Raw genomic sequence first — 22,593 nt, 5'->3', positions numbered from 1 at the left:
GGCTAGACCATGCTAAATAAGGTTAACCAAATTATTAAGTAAGAAGTATTAATTATGGATAATTGGCAAGATATTACTGATGATAGATTAGTAAGACCAATACATCCTGGCGAAGTAGTTGCAGATATTTTAGATGATTTAGATATTAATACCGCAAATTTTGCAGAAATTTTAGGAGTATCTAATCAAACAATTCAGGAAATTATTAATGGTCAAAGCTCAATTACAGTAGATATAGCAATACGTCTTGGTAAAGCTTTAGGAAATGGCCCAAGACTTTGGCTCAATCTTCAGCAAAAAGTCGATCTTTGGGATGCTTTGCAAAGCCATAAAGAAGAATATGAGCAAGTTATGACGTTGGTTTAGAATAAATTGTAAAGAATTATTTTTTGAGTAATTGAAATTTACAGCAATTTTCAGGTAGTAGAGTAGAATCCAGTAATATAAGTTTTTTATATTACATAGTTAGTGTGCATTTAGCAAAGAGAGTAAAGACACTAAATGAAAATTTTTACCTACGTAGACAATTCTAACCTTTTTATAGAAGGCCGACGGCTATCTGCTATAAACAAGAGAATTGATGGAGTTTGTAATATCTATGAAGCAATCAATCTGAAAATATTTGATAACGACTGGTATATGGACTACGGTCGCTTGCATGAATTTTTATGCGGCACAGAAAAGTCAGAGATTGGCGGAACTAGACTTTGGGGATCACCTCCGCCCAAAGATACCTTCTGGGATTACGTTAAAAGCAAAGGTTTTGATGTTCAAACCTACGAACGTTCAAAAGGTAAAGAGAAAAAAGTCGATACTGCGATTGCTTACCAAATTGGAAAAGATTCAGGCAAAATAATCGATAAAGAAAATGACATAATCGTTATTGCAGCAGGCGACAAAGATTATATGCCTTGCATAGATGATTTGACTAATGATGGCTTCAGAGTTCATGTTGCTTTTTGGGGACACGCTGCAAGAGAAGTGCAAGAGGCAGCTACAAAATTTATTAATCTCGATCCCCATCAAGATTATTTGAGTGCATTTTGGTGTCGGCCACAATAGAGATACCAACCAATAAGTATCGTTTTACTTTTGAGGTTTTCTGCAAGGCGATCGCACTCCCTCTTTCACAACAGGTGATCGCTTTGTTTTTGAGGTTTTCTGTAAGGCGATCGCTCTTTTGTTAACTATTATTTATCTTTAAGGCAAAATCTCAAAGCTATCGCAGTGCTGAGGTCGAAATAATCTAAAATCTCGCTGATCTAAGGTAAATATTTTTTTAATACCATAGCGTTCAGTTATAGCCATAACACTTGCATCTACAAAATCAATCCGACTATCTGCATACTCATCCAAGATTTCTGCCACACGAATTACATCTTGGTCTGTTAAAGCTATTAAACTAAATCGACTCGCAGATAGTCCTTGCAAAAAAGCTATAACTGTCGCTACACCTGGATTACGTCCTACTAAATAAGCTAATTCTGCCAATACTGTTTGTGGTAACAGAATTTGTTTTTGTTGTATATATACTGTTGCAACAATACTGTGCATTGCATCCGAACGGTTCAACAATGCTACAACAAAACCCGTATCAGCCACCACTGAGGTTATTTCCACGTCCAACCAGATTTTTCAGTAATTTCCTGTTGGAGAATATCTTCAGAATTTGTAGCCAAATCAGGTGTTCCTGCAAATAAGCCAATTAATGGGTCAGACACAGCATTATCAACTGGTTCTAGCAATTGGGTTTCGAGATATACCTTAACAGCTTCACTGACAATTGATTCAGGAGATTGTCCTCGTTGACTAGCCAGATTTGTGACTTTTTCTAGTAAAGTCTGTTCCGGTTTCCAGTTAAATGTAGAGTCCACAAGATAAGTTATTTTTGTTTAATGATAAATATATTTTAACAAATAGGGGTTTGATGCTCACTATTATACTTTTTTGTCTTTAAGTCAAATATACACAGTGATACTTACGGTAAGCTACGCTAACGCTCTCTCTTCCAGAACAGGCGATGTCTAACGACAAGCCGAAGGAGCGTCTATGCTTTGTTTTGAGGTTTTCTATAAGGCGATCGCATTTGCTCTTTTGGCAACAGCATTTGCTATTTCGGCGATGCCGAAGGCTGGCTACGCCTACGCATTTGCTATTTCGACAACAGCATTCTTCAATTAAGCGTATTTGCTCTTCAAGAGTTAGGCTTTGAGCTTGCTGTAATTAGACATAAAAGCTAATCTGCTAATTCATCGGATATACAAGTCATTCCAATACGGTTCAGATAAAACTCAATCCCCCCAACCCACGCCACTTGACCAAATAATTACTAATTTGTAATTCGTAATTATTTGGTCATTCGAATCTCAAGCCTGCATTTCAGCTTACAGTAAATAATCGTTGCCAAGTTAATTCTTTTGTAGTCTCATCCCAATGCCAGCGTAATAAATTAGCAGGTTGACTCTTGGCAATTCTTAGTAAACCAATCGCTTGTCTAGGCGCATTAGTAGCTAAAGCGATCGCACTTTCTACGTCACAAATTCCCCATTTCACCAAATTTTGCACTCCCACCAACAAGGGTAAAGTCGTCCCCGACAAAGTGCCATCCGCCAGTTGTGCCGTACCGTTTTTAACTTCAATTTGCCGACTATCCCAAGGATACACGCCATCGGGTAGCCCTAAAGGTGCAAGAGCATCGCTGACAAGAAACAGCCCTTTTTCTTGATAGCTAGCGCGAAGTAAAATTTGCAGCATCGTGGGCGAAACGTGTTTACCATCAGCAATAAAACTACACATCACATCAGGATGAATAATTGCTGCTCCTAACAATCCTGGTTCGCGGTGATGTAACGCTGGCATGGTGTTGAAAGCATGGGTTACCATCGTTGCACCCTGCTCAAAAGCACGTTGCGCTTGGACAGCTGTTGCTTGAGAATGCCCTAAACTGACAGTAATCCCCAGAGAACGCAAATATGGAATTACTTCACCAGTCAAATCTAACTCCGGTGCTAAGGTGATGACTTTTACAACATGAGCATAATTACCCAAAACCCGCTTTACCTGATCAATTGTTAAGGGTAACAGGTACTCTGCTGGGTGTGCGCCACGCTTTTGGAAATTCAAAAATGGGCCTTCTAGATGTACTCCCAGAATCTTGGCACCTGCTTGTTGACTGGAGAGAACCTCAGCAATAATCGCAAGCGATCGCTGAATATTTTCTACCGAAGTTGTTACAAGTGTCGGTAAAAATCCATCTACCCCGGCATCCCACAAAAATTGTGATATTTTCACCAGCAAGTGAGCATTAAGAGCTGTCAAATCAGGAAATGCCAAACCCAAAGCACCGTTAATTTGCAAATCAACGCCGCCTAAAGAAATCCAGTCACCTGCTACATCTAGTAGAAGCGCACGGCTGTGTACTCCTCCTGTACCCATTGGCAAGATTTGCTCAATTATGCCCTCTTGATTAACCAAGAGCATCTGCAAATCTTTGTACCCTGGTACTCTAGCATTGATAATATCTACAGGATTTTGTGTTGCTTGGATCATCACACTGGCGAGAAGAGAGCTAAATCTCATCCGATTTTAGATGAAACAATCGGCGATTAATCCAAAATCCGAAATCGTTCGACTGAACGCTCACGACAAGTCCAAAATCCAAAATTCTATGACACCCCTAGTCGGTATTATCATGGGCAGCGATTCTGATTTGCCCACCATGAAAGACGCGATCGCAGTTTGTGAAGAATTTGGCGTTGAGAGTGAAGTGGCGATCGTTTCTGCTCATCGTACCCCAGAACGCATGGTGCAATATGCTCAACTTGCACACCAACGCGGTATTAAGGTGATTATTGCTGGTGCGGGTGGTGCTGCCCATCTGCCTGGAATGGTAGCGTCTTTAACTCCACTTCCTGTCATCGGTGTTCCTATACCCACCCGTAACTTACAAGGTGTGGATTCTTTGTATTCTATTTTACAAATGCCTGCGGGTATTCCTGTGGCAACAGTGGCGATCGGTAATGCCAAAAATGCCGGACTTTTAGCAGTGCAAATCCTCGCAACTGGGCAACCAGAATTGCTAGAAAGAGTGCAGCAATATCGCCAAATCTTATCTGAATCAGTAATTGCAAAGCAAGTAAAACTACAAGAATTAGGCTATGAGCAATATTTACAGCAGATGTTTTAATAAATGTTAACAGCAGAGGAGGGGAGCAGGGGAGCAGCAAGTCTTTCCCTTATGCGCCATGCTTAATGCTCAATACAACTCTTGAAGAGGCTGCGCCCTAAGCGTAGCTATGCCCCAGGCTTTACGGCTTACCTCGACTTTGATCAAGACAAGCTAAGTACAAGTGCCCAATAAACAAATAACAAATAGACAAATGACTAACCAAACTATTCGCGTAATTGCCCGTTTTATTGCTTTGCCTAATAAAGTAGAAGAACTAAAAGCTGTACTGTTAGAACTGATTGAGCCAACGCGTCAGGAAGCAGGTGTGATCAAGTATGAACTTGTGCAAAACCAGTCCGATCCAACAGACTTTACTTTTATAGAGGAGTGGACTTCTGATCAAGCCCTGAATACTCATCTAGATTCACCCCATCTCAAAGCGGGAGTAGCCAAACTCGAAGGTTTAGTGACTGCTGCACCAGATGTCCGCCGATACCATCTTTTAGCATAGTCACATAATGCTAACTTGAAGTAGATTCTTTATTATTGGGGATCATTGGGAATATCTCAACCTTAAATTTTGGGATTGAAGCGATCGCTCCAATCAATGCAGCATTCTGAAGTATCTTGCTCCTCAAGCCTTAGTCAAAAATTGAGAGCTACAACTATGGTAGAAAATTAAATTGTGCTACCTTTAATCGAGTTTATTTTTTTGACAGTAACATGTATCAGTGAGGCAATAGCTGTTAAATGGTCAGATGTTCAATGGGAGAGAGAAAGTCTTATAATAACGCGTCAATGGTCAATGATAAGAAAATGTTTTATACTTCTTAAGGCAACTAAAAACTTCTCAGAACATTTGCAATATCTAATTTTTACAATGCCTAAAAATGGCAGGTTAATGTAAGGCCAAATACGTTTTTAATTTCCAAAAAGCTCTAAAATAGTATGTTAATGGGATGAACAATTTTATTGATGGCTGAAACTAGTCTTCTAGCCTTATTATGTGCCAATTGCTTGGAATGAACTGCAATGTTCCAACGGATATTTGCTTTTCTTTTGAAGGGTTTTCTGCACGGGGAGGAAAAACGGATGATCATCGCGATGGTTGGGGCATTGCTTTCTTTGAAGGAAAGGGATGTCGGATATTTTTAGATGCCCAACCTTCTATTATTTCTCCAGTAGCGGAGTTGGTGCGGAGTTATCCCATCCACTCAACCCATGTCATAGCCCATATCCGCAAAGCCACTCAGGGTGAAGTTGCCCTACATAACTGCCATCCTTTCCGCAGAGAATTGTGGGGTCAGTATTGGGTGTTTGCCCACAATGGTAATTTGCCAGATTTTGATCCGGAAAATTTAGGCTTTTATCAAGCTGTAGGTGACACTGATAGTGAAAAAGCATTCTGTATGATGCTAGAAACATTGCGACAGCACTTTCCTGAGGGGAAGCCTGACATCAAGGAACTGTACCCTGTACTGAAAGAAATTAGTGATAAAATCGCAATAACTGGTATATTTAATTACCTATTGTCCGATGGAAAACACTTGTTTGCTTATTGCTCAACCAAACTCAGCTACATTGTCCGCCAAGCGCCCTTTGCAGCTGCCCATTTAATTGACCAAGACATGACCGTAGATTTTCGGGAAGTGACTACCGAACGCGATTGCGTCGCTGTCATTGCTACCACACCCCTGACTGACAACGAAGTTTGGACACAAATCCAACCGGGAGAATTACTAGTTTTTCAGGACGGATTACCTCTAAAATATGCATTTAGTTAAGAATAAATAATTGCTCAATTTTTCCCATTTAGAAACTTTCTAGATGGGTTTTATTTTTCATGCTTTTCATATATTATTAGCATTTTAAGCGCAGCCGTTTTTACTGATACAGGAAGAATTGGTTTTTGGACAAATACAAGTTTTACCTACTTCGGCTATAGAATTAGCTAATACTTCTTTGTAGATGCAAAGTAAATTTTCTAGATGATCTCCGCTTAATTGGTTAAAGGGTACAGGAAATTCTTGTACAGGTATAATATCTCCATCCTTGACATTAAAGCCTAGAGCGCGAGTACCAATCGTAACACCTGCATGAAGATAGACTTCCTGAAGTTCATAACTTAGATATTTAGTAATACGAAGTGCAACATCATAAGTGGCTAATTGACCAAAACCTTCTACTTCACAGCTAACAGACTCAACAAATTGGTGAATACTGTGAAAGTTTTCAAAACTACTAATATAGTGACCATCAAAATATTCTAAGGCAATCTCAACCGCTAAAGCTAGACACTGGCGACCAACACGGCATTGATGCCTATGAACTTTTCCCTGCTCATCTTTGCTAAGAAAAGCTTTTTTGACAGCATCTCTTAAATTGCCAGCTTTTTTATACCAAGAATATTCCTTCTCTGCATAGAGATAAACATTAGCCAAATAGTCGTTGTATATCTCGGTGTAGGATTTCATATCTAAAAACTTATCACTCAATATCTAGTGTAATATTGGAGACGATAGTCGTCAATTTTACTAGGGTTTCTCTAACTGCTGATTTTTAGCCAACCAAACACCTGAGCAACAGTTAACTCCAAGTCTATCCCTGATAACACTGGCGAACGCTAATCACCCTGCAAACGACCTACTGATAGCTTCGCCCAGGTTGGAAACTGGAGTATCCATCGACACGAGGGTTAAATAGTTGAAAGTAAAAACATTTGTAATTGCTCACAAAACTGGTAAAATCACCATATTCTTGATAAAGAATGTGAGGTTTTTTGGTATTTGCAACTAGATACATGGAATCATCCAGTATGATAAACACTATATAACTGTATTCCCATCAATTATTTGTAGATTTAGTGGAGGAAATAGAATGAGTTTGTGGCAACGCCCACTGAAAAGGTTACAAGCGATCGCTGAACATAGAACATATCGGTTCCGGCTAAATTCGCTCAAAAGCTTTGTATCGCTCTTTTTAGTAGGTACTGTATTGAGTGTGGCGCTTGCCGCCTGCTCTGGTGGAACTGGAAGTAATTCTTCCTCTGAACCCCCTACTGCTAGTCCTGTTGCTGCAAGCAAGGATAATGTTGAACTAACCCTCGTTTCTTTTGCAGTTACGAAAGCAGCTCACGAAGCGATCATTCCTAAGTTTGTAGAACAGTGGAAGAAAGATCATAACCAAACTGTTACCTTCAAGCAAAGCTATGGCGGATCTGGTTCCCAAACTCGTGCTGTTATCGATGGTTTGGAAGCAGATGTTGTTCACTTGGCACTAGCTGGAGACACCACAAAGATTGAGAAGGCTGGATTGATTCAACCAGGATGGGAGAAGGAAGTTCCCAACAATGGTATTGTTTCTAAATCTGTTGCAGCAATAGTCACTCGTTCCGGCAATCCTAAAGGCATCAAGAACTGGCAAGATTTAGCCAAAGACGGTGTGAAATTGATTACTGCTAACCCCAAAACTTCTGGCGGTGCTAAGTGGAATTTTTTAGCACTATGGGATTCTGTAATTAAAACAGGTGGCGATGAGGCGAAAGCGACTGAATTTGTGACTAAAGTTTACAAAAATGTGCCAATCTTGCCTAAAGATTCGCGGGAAGCTACTGATACATTTGCCAAGCAAGGGCAGGGGGATGTCTTAATCAACTACGAAAACGAAGTTATTTTGGCACAGCAAAAGGGCGAGAAGGTTGATTATGTCGTTCCCGATGTGAATATATCCATCGACAATCCGATCGCTGTGGTAGATAAAAATGTTGATAAGCACGGAACCCGCGAAGTTGCTGAAGGTTTTGTGAAATACCTCTATAGCCCAGAAGCACAACAAGAGTTTGTTAAATTGGGATTCCGTCCTGTGGATGAGACTTTAGCTCAAAACAAGGAAGTCACAGACAAATTTCCCAATCTGAAAACTCTGGGTACAGTTGCAGACTTCGGTGGTTGGAGTGCAATCGATCAGAAGTTCTTTGCAGATGGCGGTGTGTTTGATAAGGTTCAAGCCCAAATTAAACGGTAATTAGTCATTAATCAATAATCGGTGGTCAGTAAAAAAAACAACTGACCACTGGTAAAAAACTTTTTTTGAAATTAAAATTTTGAATTTTTGACTATGACGACTGTATCTCCTTCTGTGGAAGTTCAACGCAAAACGCCATTTTGGAAGAGATTGGGGCGGATTCCGTGGACTTGGCGAATCACCATTGCATATCTGACGGTGATGTTGCTTATCCCGATAGCTGCCATGTTCCTGAAAGCAAGTACGGAACCTCCGGCGAGATTTTGGGCGATCGCAACCAGTGAGATTGCATTAGCTACATATAATGTCACTTTTGTTACAGCAATATTTGCTGCCCTTCTTAATGGCATTTTTGGGACTCTAATCGCTTGGGTTCTGGTTCGCTACGACTTTCCCTTAAAACGCTTGATTGACGCCACAGTGGATTTACCCTTTGCACTACCAACTGCGGTAGCAGGGCTAACTCTGGCAACAGTTTATAGTAATAACGGCTGGATAGGTTCGCTACTAGCACCACTGGGAATTAAGGTGTCTTTTACCCGCACGGGAGTAGCGGTGGCAATGATATTTATCTCACTACCTTTTATCGTTAGAACTGTCCAACCCGTGCTTCAGGAAATGGAACACGAAATTGAAGAAGCCGCCTGGTGTCTGGGTGCTTCTCAATGGCAGACCTTCTGGAAAGTGATTTTGCCACCTTTATTTCCGACAATTTTGACTGGTGTTGCTTTGGGTTTCTCCCGTGCAGTTGGGGAATATGGGTCAACTGTGATTATCTCTTCCAATACACCTTTCCAAGATTTGATTGCACCTGTGCTAATTTTCCAGCGGTTAGAGCAGTATGACTATTCTGGTGCAACAGTAATTGGCATAGTTTTACTATCAATTTCGTTGGTACTGCTATTGGCAATTAATTTCTTACAAGCATGGGCAAGGCGATATGACAGTAGATAAGCCAAGTTTTCACTCATCTTCTGCGTCTGATACAGAAATAGCCAAGCCTAAAGAGCAGAAGAGTTGGGTACCAATAGTTTTAATTGGGATAGCGATCGCCTATTTAGCCTTAGTTCAATACATCCCTGCAATCAACGTTTTTATCCAAGCCTTTAGCAAAGGATTTGGGCCGTTTCTGTCCAACCTGACGCGACCAGCTTTTATCCATGCAGCTTGGCTAACACTGTTGCTAGCTTTGATTTCTCTGCCTATAAATACAGTATTTGGGCTATGTGCAGCCTGGGCGATCGCTCGTCATAAATTTCCCGGACGCGCCGTAGTTTTAAGCATTATTGACTTGCCCTTTTCGATTTCGCCTGTAGTCGCAGGATTAATGATTGTGCTACTTTACGGACGCAATGGCTGGTTTGGCCCTTGGCTCCAGGCCCATGATATCAAGATAATCTTTGCCTTTCCAGGTATGGTGCTGGCTACAGCCTTCGTGAGTATGCCCTTTGTGGCGCGGGAAGTAATTCCTGTTTTAGAAGAATTTGGTAAGGATCAAGAAGAAGCTGCGAGAACTCTAGGTGCGAAAGATTGGCAGATATTTTGGCGCATCACCTTACCTAGTATTCGCTGGGGCTTACTCTACGGTTTAATTTTGACCAATGCCAGAGCAATGGGTGAATTCGGGGCGGTTTCGGTAGTATCTGGCAACATTGCTGACCAAACCCAGAGTTTACCATTGTTTGTAGAAGATGCTTACAAACAATATGAAACCGAAGCTGCTTTCTCTGCAGCTGTACTGTTAGCGTTGTTAGCAGTAGTAACCTTAGTGCTGAAGGAGATTTTAGAACGGAAAACCCGCATTAAAGATGTTGAATAGAAAAATCAAGCGATTATAGTTATCCTTTAAATAGGATACAAGCAAATCAGGGGACATGGTACGCTCTACCTAGTACCGATCAGGAAATTACCATTAAAGTTAAGGGTAGTTCTGTACCAATCCTGATTAGGGATTAAAATAATTCAAATATGGCTAGTGACAATACACTTACCAATAAACGGATTCGACTAAGAATTCCTAAGAATTATCACCAGGAACCTGTCATTTCTCGCCTGGTGTCTGACTATGGACTGACTGTGAATATCACGGCAGCGATTTTGGGAGCCAACGCTGTCGGTGATGGTTGGTTTGACCTTGAATTACAAGGAACAGATGCACAAATTCAGAGTGGGTTAACCTATCTCCACGACTTGAAGTTGCAAGTCTGGGATGACACTCAAGCAAGTGATTGGTAAGGATTAACCTCTCTCTAAATCTCTCTCCTTAAAGGAGAGAGACTTTGAATTTTCCCCCTTCCCGCGTCGGGAAGGGGGTTAGGGGGTTAGGTTTTTCTTTAATAAGCGATAGAAATTAGTTTTTCAAAATCTTGGCAATCAAAATTTTGTTGTTTTTGGGAATATTTACCACATCTATCATAGTAAACTTTATTTTCTTGTATATTGAAGAAATATCCTTCTATTTCGGATTGCTGTTGTTTAAGTTTAAAAACTACTTTATTAGTTGTATATTTAGCATATTTTCTAATCAGATAAACAAAACTATCAAAATTTCTATTTTGAGCTTTTTCAAAATATAGTAATAGCCAGATGAGTTAGGACGCCAAACGTAAGACAGATTCCATAGCCTCTCGAAGAGTGTCAAAATGCTGGATTTGTTTGCGGATTCGACTCTTGAGCCATGACCAACATTTCTCAATTCGGTTGAGGTCTGGGGAATAAGATGGCAAATACAAGACTTCACAGCCAGCCTCTCGAATCAACTGTTCAATACGTCCACCTTTATGAAAGGTGGCATTGTCCATTGTGACAACTTGCCCTGGTTTAAGTACAGGTACTAAGCAAGTTTCCAACCAGGTCTCAAATACATCTCGATTTTATTCATCAAAATAATTATCATCTAATCTACTAAAGTATTCATCATATCCTTCCTCAAGTTCAGGATAATACATGAATCTGTATAAAGGTTTAAGAAATTTATCGCTTACTAATTCAAAAATGTTTAATGTAGCATCTATGATTTCTACTGCTTCTTTTGCAGAAATTGGGATCACATCATATCTAGGGTTTATACGATCCTCCTTCTTTATACCTTCTTTAAACATTCTTTCTGCGTTGGGAAATTTATCTATTTCTAGCTTTATTTGTTCATGAACTGTAAAAATATTATTGAATTTGTCAAGTATATGAAATAGTTTATGTCCATACTTATTACTTAAGATATCTATTAGTTCTGTTTGTGATTTTATTTGTTCAGGAAATATAGAAATATTTTGGTCTAATTGTTTTAACAATGGTTCTGCAATTATGCAAGCTTTGAAGAGTTTTTCAATTGCTTGCGAAGCTGGAAAAATTACAAATTGATAATCTCTGGTGTTTTTTAAAGTAACAATAGCAAGATGTAAGTCTTCAAGTACAAAACGAATAAAATCTATTGTTTTATTAGGTAAATCAAAAATATTATCAATAATATTTCTTAGTTTTTCTGGATTTTTGGGGTCGCAATACCTAACAACATCTTCTAAATTATTGATGGTATATAATTTGTTTTTGCCTTGCTCATATAAATTTTTTAAATGCTCAATGTCCTCTTCTGTTAAATTTTGCTTGACTATTTTTGGGAAATTTGTAAATTCAATAACATTAGAATTGTTGTCAACTTTCTCTGGGTGTGCAAAGTACCAAATTTCACCTTGAAAAAAAATGGAGTCTCTTTAATATTTAAAGAAACAGGATATATCTTATCGCCATAATTTTCTTTATACCAATTATCAACTTCAAAAAGATAATTTAGTAAGCGGTCAGGAGAGACTCTACCTAATAAAGCATCTACATCTGGATAATCATCTTCATTTGAATTTAGATCTGGAAATAATTCATTTCTTACTATATCAAGTCTGTCAGCAATAGAGATATTTTCACTTGCTAATCTACGATCTGTTTTAGCTACTTGAGCATTTATTTCATCTTTGTTCATTGTTAATTCATCCTCAGATATTACATAAAACAAGTTTTATTTAGACAATTATAATTTAGCCATTGAATTCAGGTTATTGATGCAAATATACTTAGGTATATTATTCTCTGAAGCACCTGAGAGTTTGCTGATTTCATGTCTTAATTTTTGCTTCAATGATGTAATTTCTTCTTGCGGCTGTGTCGTCAACATACTGCTTTTCCTGTTTCAATGCTACTTACTTGATACTTGCAGTATGCCCACTATGAAATAAAATCTAACAAAATCCTTGCAACACCACCTAACCTGACTTCGGGAACTCTTTAATCACTTGGTAATGAGTAAGGCGATATCTACGACGGGCTGTGACACTCGAACGCGAACAGCGTGTCGCAGACAAGACTAGCTAACACTTCGCTATTGGCGTCGCCCTCCAATTTTGATTCCAAGTAGGACTTACGCAAGAACTCTCTGAAACTCTTATTTCTCCGTGTCCTCCGCGTCCTCTGCGGTAGTCTGCGGCAAGCCGCTTTGCGTCTACGATTTTTCGTTACCTGTGCGTAAGTCCTGATAATGACGATATCAGGAACAGATAGATGTAAGAGATTCTCAACTGTTTTGGCGTCAAAGTACTCCATATAAATTGAGCCTAATTTACGTAAATTTACTTATTGTTTCTTTGCTGTCTTTGTGAGACTCTCCTTTACATAACAATTAAATTTGTTAAATCGATAGAGTTACCGTAGTTTAATAATCGCCAAAAAGATGAAAATCTCTATGAGGCGGACATTGTATTTGCCGCTCATAAAACTAAGTCTGGCTATGTTTGGGCAAATATTGTTTCAAAGTCCCATTAGCTTTTATAGATTTAGAAATTAAAAATAAATATTATTAATAGTTTTACACCTTTAAGATAGTTTTCAATTAACTTAAACAAAAAGGTAGCTGAAATCACAGCATTAAAATCAAAAACCTATTATCTGTCAACTCCCCTTGTAAATAAATTCTGATAACTATTTGCAATTGCTTAGTCATATCCTGTAATCTGGATTCTCAAGTAGCTGATTACTATCTCAGTAGCTAGCAATTATTTGCTGATTTATTGAGAGTTAATGGCAGCCGGGGAGTAAGTGTAGGGGTGGCAAATGGTGTTAAGGCAAATATTGAAAGTTCTGCTGGTTACAAGCTCTATTTTGTTCTGCGTTCCAATAAGTGCAATTGCTCAAGAAGTTAACAAAGTACAAACTAAATATGTTACATCGGTGCTACGTGATTCTAGGTCGATTGGAAAGATTCTAAGACTCAATCAAGTAGAACTTCCCAATACCAGCGCTCAAATGCTAGTACAGTCACCAACAACACCGAATATGCCAACTACTGAAGTTACGCAAGTGACAGGAGTTAAGGCAAATCCCACCGATAAAGGTGTGGAGGTGATTTTACAGACCTCGAAAGGTCAACAGTTGCAACTAGTCAATCGCAGTGCTGGTAGCAATTTTATCACTGACATTCCCAATGCTCAACTGCGCCTAGCATCGGGCGAAGCATTCACATTCCGCTCAGAAAAGCCAATAGCGGGTGTTACACAGATAACGGTAACAAATCTTGATGCCAATACTATCCGGGTGACAGTAACAGGTGAGGTGGGTGTACCAACTGTCGAGTTATTTGATAGTCCAGACGAGGGTCTGATTTTCTCTGTTGCGAGTACTGCACCTTCTGTGCCATCACAGCAGCAACCCCAAACACAACAACAGCCAACGAACCAGACACAACCAAGTCAACCATCAGCTTCAGGTGATGAGCCAATTGAATTGGTGGTAACGGGTGAGCAAGATGGATATCGCGTACCAGATGCGTCAACCGCGACTAAAACTGATACACCTCTGCGCGACATCCCGCAATCGATTCAGGTGATTCCACGACAAATAATTGATGATCAAAAAACAATTAGATTGCGGGATATTCTACAAAATGTCAGTGGGGTAACACCAGGTGCAGGCTATCAAAACTCCTTTGATAGAGTAAGAATTCGGGGATTTACGCAAGAAATAACTTTTCGAGATGGAATTCGTGACAACTTTGCGTCCACAGATTTTGCAAATGTGGAACGGGTTGAGGTACTTAAGGGCCCAGCATCTGTGCTTTTTGGAGAAACTGAACCAGGTGGAATTGTCAATATTGTGACGAAGCAACCTCTAAGTGACCCCTACTACAATGTCGATCTGAGTGCTGGAAATTATGCTTTCTATCGTTCAGCTTTGGATTTATCAGGGCCTCTGAATGTAGACAAAACCTTACTTTATCGCCTCAATGTTGCCTACGAAAATGCTGGTAGTTTCAGAGATTTTGTTAGTTCCCAGAAGATATTTGTTGCACCAGTCATCGCTTGGAAGCTTAGTGATAATACGGATTTAAAGTTATTTTTTGAATACAATGACAGAGATTATAAACCCGATCGCGGAGTGATTGCAATTGGCGATCGCCCTGGGTCAGTTCCGATTAGTCGATTTTTTGGTGAACCCTCTATTAACGAAGGCACTGCTACAAACTACAAGTTTGGGTACAATCTCGAACACCGCTTCAGTCAAAATTGGCAACTGCGTCAGGCTTTTTCTACCAACATCTTCAAGAGTGATGAAATTCGCGTTCAGATAGACGAACTGCAAGCAGATGGACGCACAGCAACTAGAGACATTGCTAATTTTGGTGGAAGGACTCAAGAAGACTACAGACTCCAGACAGATGTTATTGGTAACTTCAAAACAGGAACAATTACTCACAAACTGCTGTTTGGCGTAGACCTGAACCGTTACACTGATGTCTCTAATGGCTTTACTAACGGGCCTTTTGCATCGATTGATGTTTTCAATCCTGTCTACTTTGTTCCGATTACCCGTCCCACGACTCCTTACATAGTTCAAAATTTTACAGATACATTAGGCTTTTATCTGCAAGACCAGGTAACTATAGCTGAGAACCTCAAGCTACTCTTGGGCGGTCGTTTTGATACGGTCAGTATTTTACAGAAGGACTTGGTAGCCCAAAGTGCAACCAACGACAATAATTCCGCCTTCACACCGCGAGTTGGCATTGTCTATCAACCGATCCCTCCTGTTTCTCTGTATGCAAGCTATGCAGAATCATTCGTACCACAGTATGGACGGTCTAGAGACAATTCACCTTTTACTCCCGAACGCAGTAAACAGTACGAAGTAGGCATAAAAGGAGAGCTGCTTGACGGCAAACTCTCAGCAACATTGGCAGCTTACCACCTTACAAAGTCTAACGTTTTAACTAGTGATCCCACTGATTCCAATTATTCCATTCAGGTGGGGGAACAAACCAGCAAGGGCATTGAACTTGATATTGTCGGACAAATAACACCAGGTTGGAATGTGATTGCTAGCTATGGTTATATAGATGCCAGAGTCACCCGTGATAATAACTTGCCTGTGGGCAATCGTTTACAAAACGTGGCAGAAAATACTGCCAGTTTCTGGACAACTTACGAACTTCAACAAGGTAATTTCAAAGGGTTGGGCTTTGGTTTAGGTCTTTATTATGTGGGCGATCGCCCCGGAGAAATTGACAAATCCCTTATCCTACCAAGTTATTTTCGCACAGATGCAGCGCTGTTTTACAAGCAAGATAACTGGAGGGTTGGTCTCAATTTCAAAAATCTTTTTAATATTAACTACTACCTGGAAACTCAGGGACGCGACGTTGTTTACCCAGGTGAGCCGTTTACGGTGATTGGCTCTGTTTCTTTCACATTCTAAGCTCAATAGGCATCTGCATCAAAGCTACGCACAATGTGAGGTTTTTGTCATCTGGAATAATAAGGTGTGTGGAGAGAAAATGAATAAGCAAATATGTAAATTCAGTTACAGACGAGAGTGGTTGTTAATAGTTTTCACAGTTTTGCTGGTTCAGCCTGCAAAAGCGCAAGATATTCCTAAACTTAATAATCGGTTAAGCGCTCTTGCGAAAACATCAATACAAGTCAAACCACCTCAAGTAAATAAGAAGATTAGGCAATTAAGTGAGCTAGAACCTTTTGTGACTAGCGCCAAAATGTTATTAGTGCAGTCGCCAACACCACCAAACACGCCACAAACAGAAGTTGTGCAAGTTACAGCAGTTAAGGCAAATCCCACTGATAAAGGTGTGGAGGTGATTTTACAAACATCTAAAGGTGAACAGTTACAAATCACAAATCGCAGTGCAGGTAATAATTTTATTGCTGATATTCCCAATGCTCAACTGCGCTTACCCAGTGGCGATACGTTTACATTCCGCTCTACTAAACCAATTGCGGGTGTAACTGAAATCACAGTTACTAACTTTGATGCCAATACTATCCGAGTCACAGTAACGGGTGAGGGGAGTGTACCAACTGTCGAATTGTTTGACAGTCCCAACGAGGGTATAATCTTCTCTGTTGCAACTGCTACATCCCAAGCACGAACACAGCAGCCACCTCAAACCCAACCAACTCCCTCTCAACAAAAGCCAGAAAGTCAAACACAGCCAAAACCATCAATCAATAGTGATCAACCGATTGAGTTGGTAGTAACAGGTGAACAAGACGGATATCGAGTGCCCGATGCGACAACTGCGACGAAAACTAATACGCCTGTGCGCGATATCCCGCAATCTATTCAGGTGATTCCTCAACAGGTGATTAAGGATCAAGGAATTACCCGAATTTCAGATGCATTACGCAATGTGTCAGGTGTCACCAAAGAAGGGAGTTATGGGGATGCGACAGATGTCTATCGGATTCGAGGATTTGTAACCTACGACACTTTGAGGAATGGTTTTAGAATTCAAGACCCCGTTATTAATCCTGCCAGCCTTGAGCGGATTGAAGTATTGAAAGGCCCAGCTTCAGTGTTATATGGTCAATTTGAACCCGGTGGAATTGTCAACTACGTGACCAAACAACCACTCGATTACCCTTACTACTCTGGTGAATTTACTGTTGGGAGTTATGACTACTATCGCCCCTCGATTGATATTTCTGGACCGCTCACGGCTGACAAAAAGTTACTATACCGCTTGAATACCGCCTATGAAAGTGCCGGCAATTTTGTCGATTTTGTCAACTCTCAAACGTTTTCTATTGCTCCTGTGTTGACCTATAAATTTAGTGAGAACACAAAGTTAACGTTTGAGTATGAATATAGCAAACTTGAGCGAGTCTTTAACGATGGTTTACCACCCCTGCCAATTGTTTTTCAACTTCCCATTAACCGATTTTTGCTAGAGCCAGATATCAACGACGGTTTCACCGAGGAATCAAACAATATCAATTTAACTCTTGACCACCGATTTAGTGAAAACCTACAGCTCCGCACTGGATTTGCCGCCTATTTCCAAAATTTCGGCATTGGCTCTCAATATCTTCGACCTGGTGATTTGGGTGTAGATGGTCGGACGCTATCTCGTGGCTTGATAACAGACGGTTCTGGCGACTACTTGAGCTACAACCTGCAAACAGATTTAATTGGAAAATTCAATACAGGTTCCATCAAACATCAGGTGCTTCTGGGCTTTGACTGGAGCTATTACGACTATAAAACCGCTCCCTACACTTCTTATGTGGCTACGCCCATAGATATTTTTAACCCAGTGTATGGCTCTCCTCAGCCAAAAACCGAACTTGAGTTTTCTAATAATTACACCACCAAGCGCGACACATTTGGCATTTATCTGCAAGACCAGATCGTTTTGCTACCCAATCTCAAGTTACTGCTGGGCGGCAGAGTTGACTTTATCAACCAGAGGATCTTGACCCAGGATCTTGACGGTCAAGGGAATCCCATTAATGATCAGAAAACAGATGCTTCCTATAATACTCCCTTTACTCCGCGAGTTGGCGTTGTCTATCAGCCGATTGAACCGATTTCGCTCTATTTTAGCTACAGCGAATCGTTCAACCCCAGCACATCACGTACAGCTGACGGTAGTGCCCTACCACCGGAACTTGGCACTCAGTATGAAGTGGGAGTCAAAGCGGAACTGATTAAAGATAGGCTATCTGCAACATTTGCTGCCTATGACATTACCAAGGAAAATGTCGCTACAACCGATCCCAATAATACCGATTTTTCCATTGCGGCTGGAGAAGTGAAGAGTCGCGGTTTGGAATTTGACATTTCTGGTCAGATTTTACCAGGTTGGAATGTGATTGCGTCTTTATTCCACAACGATGCTTTTGTAAGTAAAGATAATACTCTACCAGTGGGCGACTCGTTGGTCAATGCTCCTGGTATTGGGGGGAGTCTGTGGACAAGCTATGAAATTCAAAACGGTGATTGGAAAGGATTAGGGTTTGGTGGGGGAGTGTTTTATACTGGCGATCGCGAAGCTGAACTCCCTAACACCTTCAAAATCCCCTCCTATGTGCGTGCTGATGCCTCTATTTTCTACAAACGCGATCACTGGAGGGTAGGACTGAACTTTAAGAATCTTACCAGTACTCGGTATTACGATTCTCAAGGCTACTTTCTCCGTCCTGGTGCGCCTCTTACCGTGCTGGGAACAGTTTCGTTTGAGTTTTGACCTTTTTGAACAGGAATATCTACCATGACCTCCAAAACCCTGCGTAATTTCGTATTTGCCTTACACCGCTATCTTGGGTTAGCGATCGGACTGATTGCGATCATTATCGGCTTAACTGGTAGCATCTTGGTTTTCCATACAGAAATCAGCAATTTTCAACAGCATCACAAAATTGGAACCATTGCCCCTCAAGGGGAACTGTTATCGGTTGAGACGATTGTGAATGCAGTCAAACCCATTTACGCCAACCAGCCTGATGCTGTGCTTCAGGCGTTCTATCTGTCACCCAAACTAAATGAGCCAGCTAATGTTGTTTATGCAACTAAAGCCAACGATTGGATCGAGAACTACGTGAATCCTTATACAGGAGCCGTTTTGAGCAACACGCTCAACCCCGATCTGGTGGAGTCATTTTTTAAACTTGTTTATAAGCTGCATTATGCATTGTTAGCAGGCGACATCGGACTCAAGCTTGTTGGTATTATTGGTTTGCTAATGTGTATACTCACGATTACCGGAGTGGTGCTGTGGCCGGGTTGGCGTAAGCTGATTTCAGGTTTTAAAATCAAGTGGAATGCTCATCCCAAGCGAATAAATTTTGATATTCACAAAATCGTAGGCATTGTTGCCGTTGTGTTTCTTGTTTTCACCTTTTTCACAGGGTTCTGCTGGAATTTATCTGAGTTTAGTGAACCGATGATTCGGGCAATCACATTTAGTCCTTCAAAAACTGAGCCAGTTTCTCAACCGATCGCTCTTCAATCTCCACTGCCGCTAACCAAACAATTAAAAACGGCTCAGGCAGCGCTACCAGGAGCAAAACTGCAAACAATCTACTTTCCGTCCAAACCAGAAAATACTTTGTCGATGCGCTATAAGTTTCCCCAAGAAGCGGGGGATTACGGTAATAGCTATGTTTATCTCGATCAATACAGTGGCAAAGTTTTAAGAGTCGATAACGGGTTACAGCAATCCTTAGGCGATCGCGTTCTCAACTCTTTTGTACCTTTGCATTACGGCACATTTGGCGGTTTACTCACCCGTATTTTTTATGTGTTTGTGGGACTTACTCCCACTATTCTTTTTATGACTGGCTTTGTGATGTACCGCTACCGTCAGCGAACAAAAATAACTACAAAAGATAGCATCTATACGACTTCAATTAGATAAAAATTATTTCAGTAATTAACGCTGTTTAAAAAAGTACAATTGGTGTGTGAAGTTATGAAACTGTTGCGATGGTTGTTCACTTGTTGTTTTCTTGTTGCTGTTCTGATACAACCAACTCAAGCAAAGGAAATCACTAAAATTCCTCGCGTGCAAGAACTGGATCGCTCTGCAAGAACGGTTAAAGAATGGTTAGCTCAGATAGAACAACAGAACCAAACACCACAAACAGAAGTTGTGCAAGTTACAGCAGTCAAGGCAAACCCCACTGCTAAAGGTGTGGAGGTGATTTTACAGACATCTAAAGGCGAACAGTTGCAAATCACGAATCGCAGTGTTGGCAATAATTTTATCGCTGATATTCCCAATGCACAGTTGCGTTTACCCAGTGGTGAGGCATTTACATTCCGCTCAGATAAACCAATAGCGGGTGTTAGTGAAATCACAGTTACTAACTTTGATGCCAATACTATTAGGGTAAGTGCGATCGGAGAAACAGGTGTTCCAACTGTCGAGTTATTTGACAGTGCGGATGAGGGTTTAATTTTTAGTGTGGCGACTGCTGCATCCATAGCACAACAACCTCAAACCCAACCAACTCCTCAACAGCAGCCAGAAAGTCAAACACAGCCAAAACCATCAACACAAGGTGATGAACCGATTGAGTTGGTAGTCACTGGTGAACAAGACGGATATAGCGTACCAGATAGCACAACTGCAACTAAAACTGATACTCCTCAACGTGACATTCCCCAGTCAATTCAAGTTATTCCTCAACAAGTCATCAAGGATCAGCAAATCATAAGGATTAGTGATGCAGCACGCAATGTCAGTGGTGTAACTTTACAAGCAGGGTTCGCTGGACTGGTAGATAATTACAACATCCGGGGATTTTCAACCTACAACAATTTGAGGGATGGTTTTTTCTCTGAGGGTTTTTTGACCCTGACAAATCCGACAAATATTGAGCGGATTGAAGTGCTTAAGGGGCCAGCATCTGTGCTGTATGGGCAGTTTGAGCCGGGAGGGGTGGTGAATTATGTCACTAAAAAACCACTTGATTATCCCTATTACTCTGCTGAGTTTACAGCCGGAAGCTTTAGCACCTATCGTCCTTCGCTCGATTTTTCTGGGCCGCTTAACTCAGACAAAAGCATTCTATATCGCTTGAATGTTGCCTATGAAAACTCTGGTAGCTTCGTTGACTTTTTGAATGAAAAAGTCTTTAGCATCGCCCCCTCACTCACGTTCAAATTTGGGGATGCAACGACGTTAACGTTTCAATATGAATACCTCAATGCTGATCGCACTTTCTACGACGGTTTATTACCAGATCCCAAGGTTTTCAAGGTGCCGATTAGTCGCTTCTCGGGAGAGCTAGGAGATTATTACTCAGCTCAATCCCACATCATTAATTTAACTCTTAACCACAGTTTTAACAAAAACCTGCGGGTTCGCAGTGCCTTTTCCGTGAAGCTCAACGATGGTGATGACTTAGCGTTTCGACCGGACTCTCTTGATCCAGACGGTCGTACTCTGTTACGGGGGTATGCGATAGATAGAAACCTTTACCGCAACTACTCCCTGCAAACGGATCTAATTGGTAACTTCAATACGGGATCTGTGCAACATCAAGTTTTGCTGGGGTTGGAGTGGAATAAAGACCTCCTGGGCTACGATAATCTCCGCAGAAGCCCTTCAGTGACTCCTAGTATTGATTTGTTTAATCCTGTGTATGGTGCTTCCCGACCACTAGAGTTTGATGAAGCCTCAGAGCGCGATCGCTACTATCGCGACACGATCGCCCTTTATCTGCAAGATCAAGTCACACTGCTACCAAACCTGAAGCTATTAGTGGGTGGCAGATATGACTTTATTAATCGTAAATATACCGTTCGACAACTAGATCCTACGGGCAACAATCTGATTGGTGATGAGAGCGTTGATCGGTACTATGATGAGGCTTTTTCACCTCGCGTTGGCATTGTTTATCAGCCAATTGAACCAATTTCAATTTATACCAGCTACAGCCGTTCGTTTAATCCCAGTGACTCGCGGACAGTAGATGGAACTCAACTGCCACCAGAGCGGGGTACTCAGTATGAAGCGGGACTGAAAGCGGAACTAATTAAAGACAGGCTATCTGCGACCTTTGCCGCTTATGATATCACCAAAGAAAATGTCGCTACAACCGATCCCACTCCAGGTAACTCTGACTTTTCTATTGCTGCTGGAGAAGTCAAAAGTCGCGGTTTGGAATTTGATGTTTCTGGGCAGATTCTACCAGGCTGGAATGTGATTGCGTCCTTATTCCACAACGATGCTTTTGTGAGTAAAGATAATACTCTACCAGTGGGCGACTCGTTAGTAAATGCTGCTGGTGTTGGGGGGAGTCTGTGGACAACTTATGAAATTCAAAATGGTGATTGGAAAGGATTCGGGTTTGGTGGGGGAGTATTTTACACAGGCGATCGCGAAGCTCAACTCCCCAACACATTCAAAATCCCCTCCTATGTGCGCGCTGATGCCACCATTTTTTACAAACGCGATAACTGGAGGGTTGGATTGAACTTTAAGAATCTTTTTGATACTACATATTACGATTCTCAAGGCTACTATTTGCGTCCTGGTGCGCCTTTGACTGTACTGGGGACGTTTTCTGTACAGTTTTGATTCCGAGAATTTTTGAACTGATTAAGTGCTGTATGGTATC

The 22,593-nt window shown here is 41.0% G+C and carries 20 protein-coding genes and 1 pseudogene; 14 read left to right on the top strand and 7 right to left on the bottom strand.

Features of this window, described 5'->3' with window-relative positions; translation table 11 throughout:
- Positions 1-54: 54 nt before the first annotated feature.
- Positions 55-366 (top strand): HigA family addiction module antitoxin, encoded by a 312-nt coding sequence (locus V7L29_RS28560; RefSeq protein WP_334737575.1) that lies wholly within the window; start codon positions 55-57, stop codon positions 364-366.
- 135 nt (positions 367-501) lie between these two features.
- Positions 502-1,062: an NYN domain-containing protein gene (locus V7L29_RS28555; protein ID WP_334737574.1), complete on the top strand. Its 561-nt coding sequence runs from the start codon at positions 502-504 to the stop codon at positions 1,060-1,062.
- A gap of 138 nt (positions 1,063-1,200) precedes the next feature.
- Here V7L29_RS28555 and V7L29_RS28550 read toward each other — a convergent pair whose 3' ends face one another.
- Entirely contained in the window at positions 1,201-1,620 is a 420-nt protein-coding gene (locus V7L29_RS28550) for a type II toxin-antitoxin system VapC family toxin (RefSeq protein ID WP_334737573.1), read from the bottom strand.
- Positions 1,611-1,874 carry a hypothetical protein gene (locus V7L29_RS28545; RefSeq protein WP_334692122.1) on the bottom strand — a complete coding sequence of 88 codons (264 nt, stop codon included), beginning with the start codon at positions 1,872-1,874 and terminating at the stop codon, positions 1,611-1,613. The genes V7L29_RS28550 and V7L29_RS28545 overlap by 10 nt, the downstream gene beginning before the upstream one ends.
- 175 nt (positions 1,875-2,049) lie before the next feature.
- Between V7L29_RS28545 and V7L29_RS28540 the strand changes: the two genes are divergently transcribed.
- On the top strand, positions 2,050-2,181 hold the full coding sequence (locus tag V7L29_RS28540) for a hypothetical protein (RefSeq protein ID WP_334737572.1): 132 nt from the start codon (positions 2,050-2,052) through the stop codon (positions 2,179-2,181).
- A 198-nt stretch (positions 2,182-2,379) separates the two neighbouring features.
- On the opposite strand, the gene nagA is transcribed toward V7L29_RS28540, so the two are convergent.
- Positions 2,380-3,549 (bottom strand): N-acetylglucosamine-6-phosphate deacetylase, encoded by a 1,170-nt coding sequence (nagA, locus tag V7L29_RS28535; protein ID WP_334737612.1) that lies wholly within the window; start codon positions 3,547-3,549, stop codon positions 2,380-2,382.
- A gap of 118 nt (positions 3,550-3,667) precedes the next feature.
- Between nagA and purE the strand changes: the two genes are divergently transcribed.
- The 3 genes from purE (at position 3,668) to V7L29_RS28520 (ending at position 5,952) form a co-directional block, all read left to right on the top strand.
- Positions 3,668-4,186 carry a 5-(carboxyamino)imidazole ribonucleotide mutase gene (purE, locus tag V7L29_RS28530; protein WP_334692182.1) on the top strand — a complete coding sequence of 173 codons (519 nt, stop codon included), beginning with the start codon at positions 3,668-3,670 and terminating at the stop codon, positions 4,184-4,186.
- A 193-nt stretch (positions 4,187-4,379) separates the two neighbouring features.
- A complete protein-coding gene (locus tag V7L29_RS28525) occupies positions 4,380-4,679 on the top strand; it encodes a putative quinol monooxygenase (protein WP_334692119.1) in 300 nt (99 codons plus the stop codon).
- A 493-nt stretch (positions 4,680-5,172) separates the two neighbouring features.
- Positions 5,173-5,952: a class II glutamine amidotransferase gene (locus tag V7L29_RS28520; protein WP_334737571.1), complete on the top strand. Its 780-nt coding sequence runs from the start codon at positions 5,173-5,175 to the stop codon at positions 5,950-5,952.
- A gap of 84 nt (positions 5,953-6,036) precedes the next feature.
- On the opposite strand, the gene V7L29_RS28515 is transcribed toward V7L29_RS28520, so the two are convergent.
- Positions 6,037-6,642 (bottom strand): hypothetical protein, encoded by a 606-nt coding sequence (locus V7L29_RS28515; RefSeq protein WP_334737570.1) that lies wholly within the window; start codon positions 6,640-6,642, stop codon positions 6,037-6,039.
- Between the two features lie 403 nt (positions 6,643-7,045).
- On the opposite strand from V7L29_RS28515, the gene V7L29_RS28510 reads away from it, so the two are divergent.
- The 4 genes from V7L29_RS28510 (at position 7,046) to V7L29_RS28495 (ending at position 10,426) form a co-directional block, all read left to right on the top strand.
- The gene (locus V7L29_RS28510) at positions 7,046-8,191 is read left to right on the top strand and encodes a sulfate ABC transporter substrate-binding protein (protein ID WP_334737569.1); all 1,146 of its coding nucleotides are present in this window, start codon (positions 7,046-7,048) and stop codon (positions 8,189-8,191) included.
- Positions 8,192-8,284: 93 nt separating this feature from the next.
- The gene (cysT, locus tag V7L29_RS28505) at positions 8,285-9,145 is read left to right on the top strand and encodes a sulfate ABC transporter permease subunit CysT (protein ID WP_334737568.1); all 861 of its coding nucleotides are present in this window, start codon (positions 8,285-8,287) and stop codon (positions 9,143-9,145) included.
- Positions 9,132-10,010, top strand: coding sequence for a sulfate ABC transporter permease subunit CysW (gene cysW, locus V7L29_RS28500; RefSeq protein WP_334692114.1), 879 nt, complete (start codon positions 9,132-9,134; stop codon positions 10,008-10,010). The genes cysT and cysW overlap by 14 nt, the downstream gene beginning before the upstream one ends.
- A 149-nt stretch (positions 10,011-10,159) precedes the next feature.
- On the top strand, positions 10,160-10,426 hold the full coding sequence (locus tag V7L29_RS28495; RefSeq protein ID WP_334737567.1) for an NIL domain-containing protein: 267 nt from the start codon (positions 10,160-10,162) through the stop codon (positions 10,424-10,426).
- A 356-nt stretch (positions 10,427-10,782) separates the two neighbouring features.
- Here V7L29_RS28495 and V7L29_RS28490 read toward each other — a convergent pair.
- From V7L29_RS28490 to V7L29_RS28480, 3 genes and pseudogenes are all read right to left on the bottom strand, one after another.
- Positions 10,783-11,064, bottom strand: a pseudogene (locus V7L29_RS28490) (transposase); the annotation flags it as partial.
- Entirely contained in the window at positions 11,065-11,481 is a 417-nt protein-coding gene (locus tag V7L29_RS28485; protein WP_334737566.1) for a hypothetical protein, read from the bottom strand.
- Positions 11,482-11,798: 317 nt separating this feature from the next.
- Positions 11,799-12,164: a hypothetical protein gene (locus V7L29_RS28480; RefSeq protein WP_334737565.1), complete on the bottom strand. Its 366-nt coding sequence runs from the start codon at positions 12,162-12,164 to the stop codon at positions 11,799-11,801.
- 1,124 nt (positions 12,165-13,288) lie between these two features.
- Here V7L29_RS28480 and V7L29_RS28475 point away from each other — a divergent pair.
- The 4 genes from V7L29_RS28475 to V7L29_RS28460 all read left to right on the top strand — a co-directional run bounded on the left by V7L29_RS28475 (position 13,289) and on the right by V7L29_RS28460 (position 22,553).
- Positions 13,289-15,925, top strand: coding sequence for a TonB-dependent siderophore receptor (locus V7L29_RS28475; RefSeq protein WP_334737564.1), 2,637 nt, complete (start codon positions 13,289-13,291; stop codon positions 15,923-15,925).
- A 79-nt stretch (positions 15,926-16,004) separates the two neighbouring features.
- On the top strand, positions 16,005-18,713 hold the full coding sequence (locus V7L29_RS28470; protein ID WP_334737563.1) for a TonB-dependent siderophore receptor: 2,709 nt from the start codon (positions 16,005-16,007) through the stop codon (positions 18,711-18,713).
- 24 nt (positions 18,714-18,737) lie between these two features.
- Entirely contained in the window at positions 18,738-19,883 is a 1,146-nt protein-coding gene (locus V7L29_RS28465; RefSeq protein ID WP_334693162.1) for a PepSY-associated TM helix domain-containing protein, read from the top strand.
- A gap of 54 nt (positions 19,884-19,937) precedes the next feature.
- Complete coding sequence (locus V7L29_RS28460; RefSeq protein ID WP_334737562.1) at positions 19,938-22,553, top strand: TonB-dependent siderophore receptor; 2,616 nt, start codon at positions 19,938-19,940, stop codon at positions 22,551-22,553.
- The last annotated feature ends 40 nt before the right edge of the window (positions 22,554-22,593 follow it).

The sequence above is a fragment of the Nostoc sp. genome (genome assembly GCF_036916575.1).
Lineage (GTDB): Bacteria > Cyanobacteriota > Cyanobacteriia > Cyanobacteriales > Nostocaceae > Nostoc.
The sequence above is the reverse complement of the archived record's forward strand: the minus strand, read 5'-3'. Positions and strand labels throughout refer to the sequence as shown.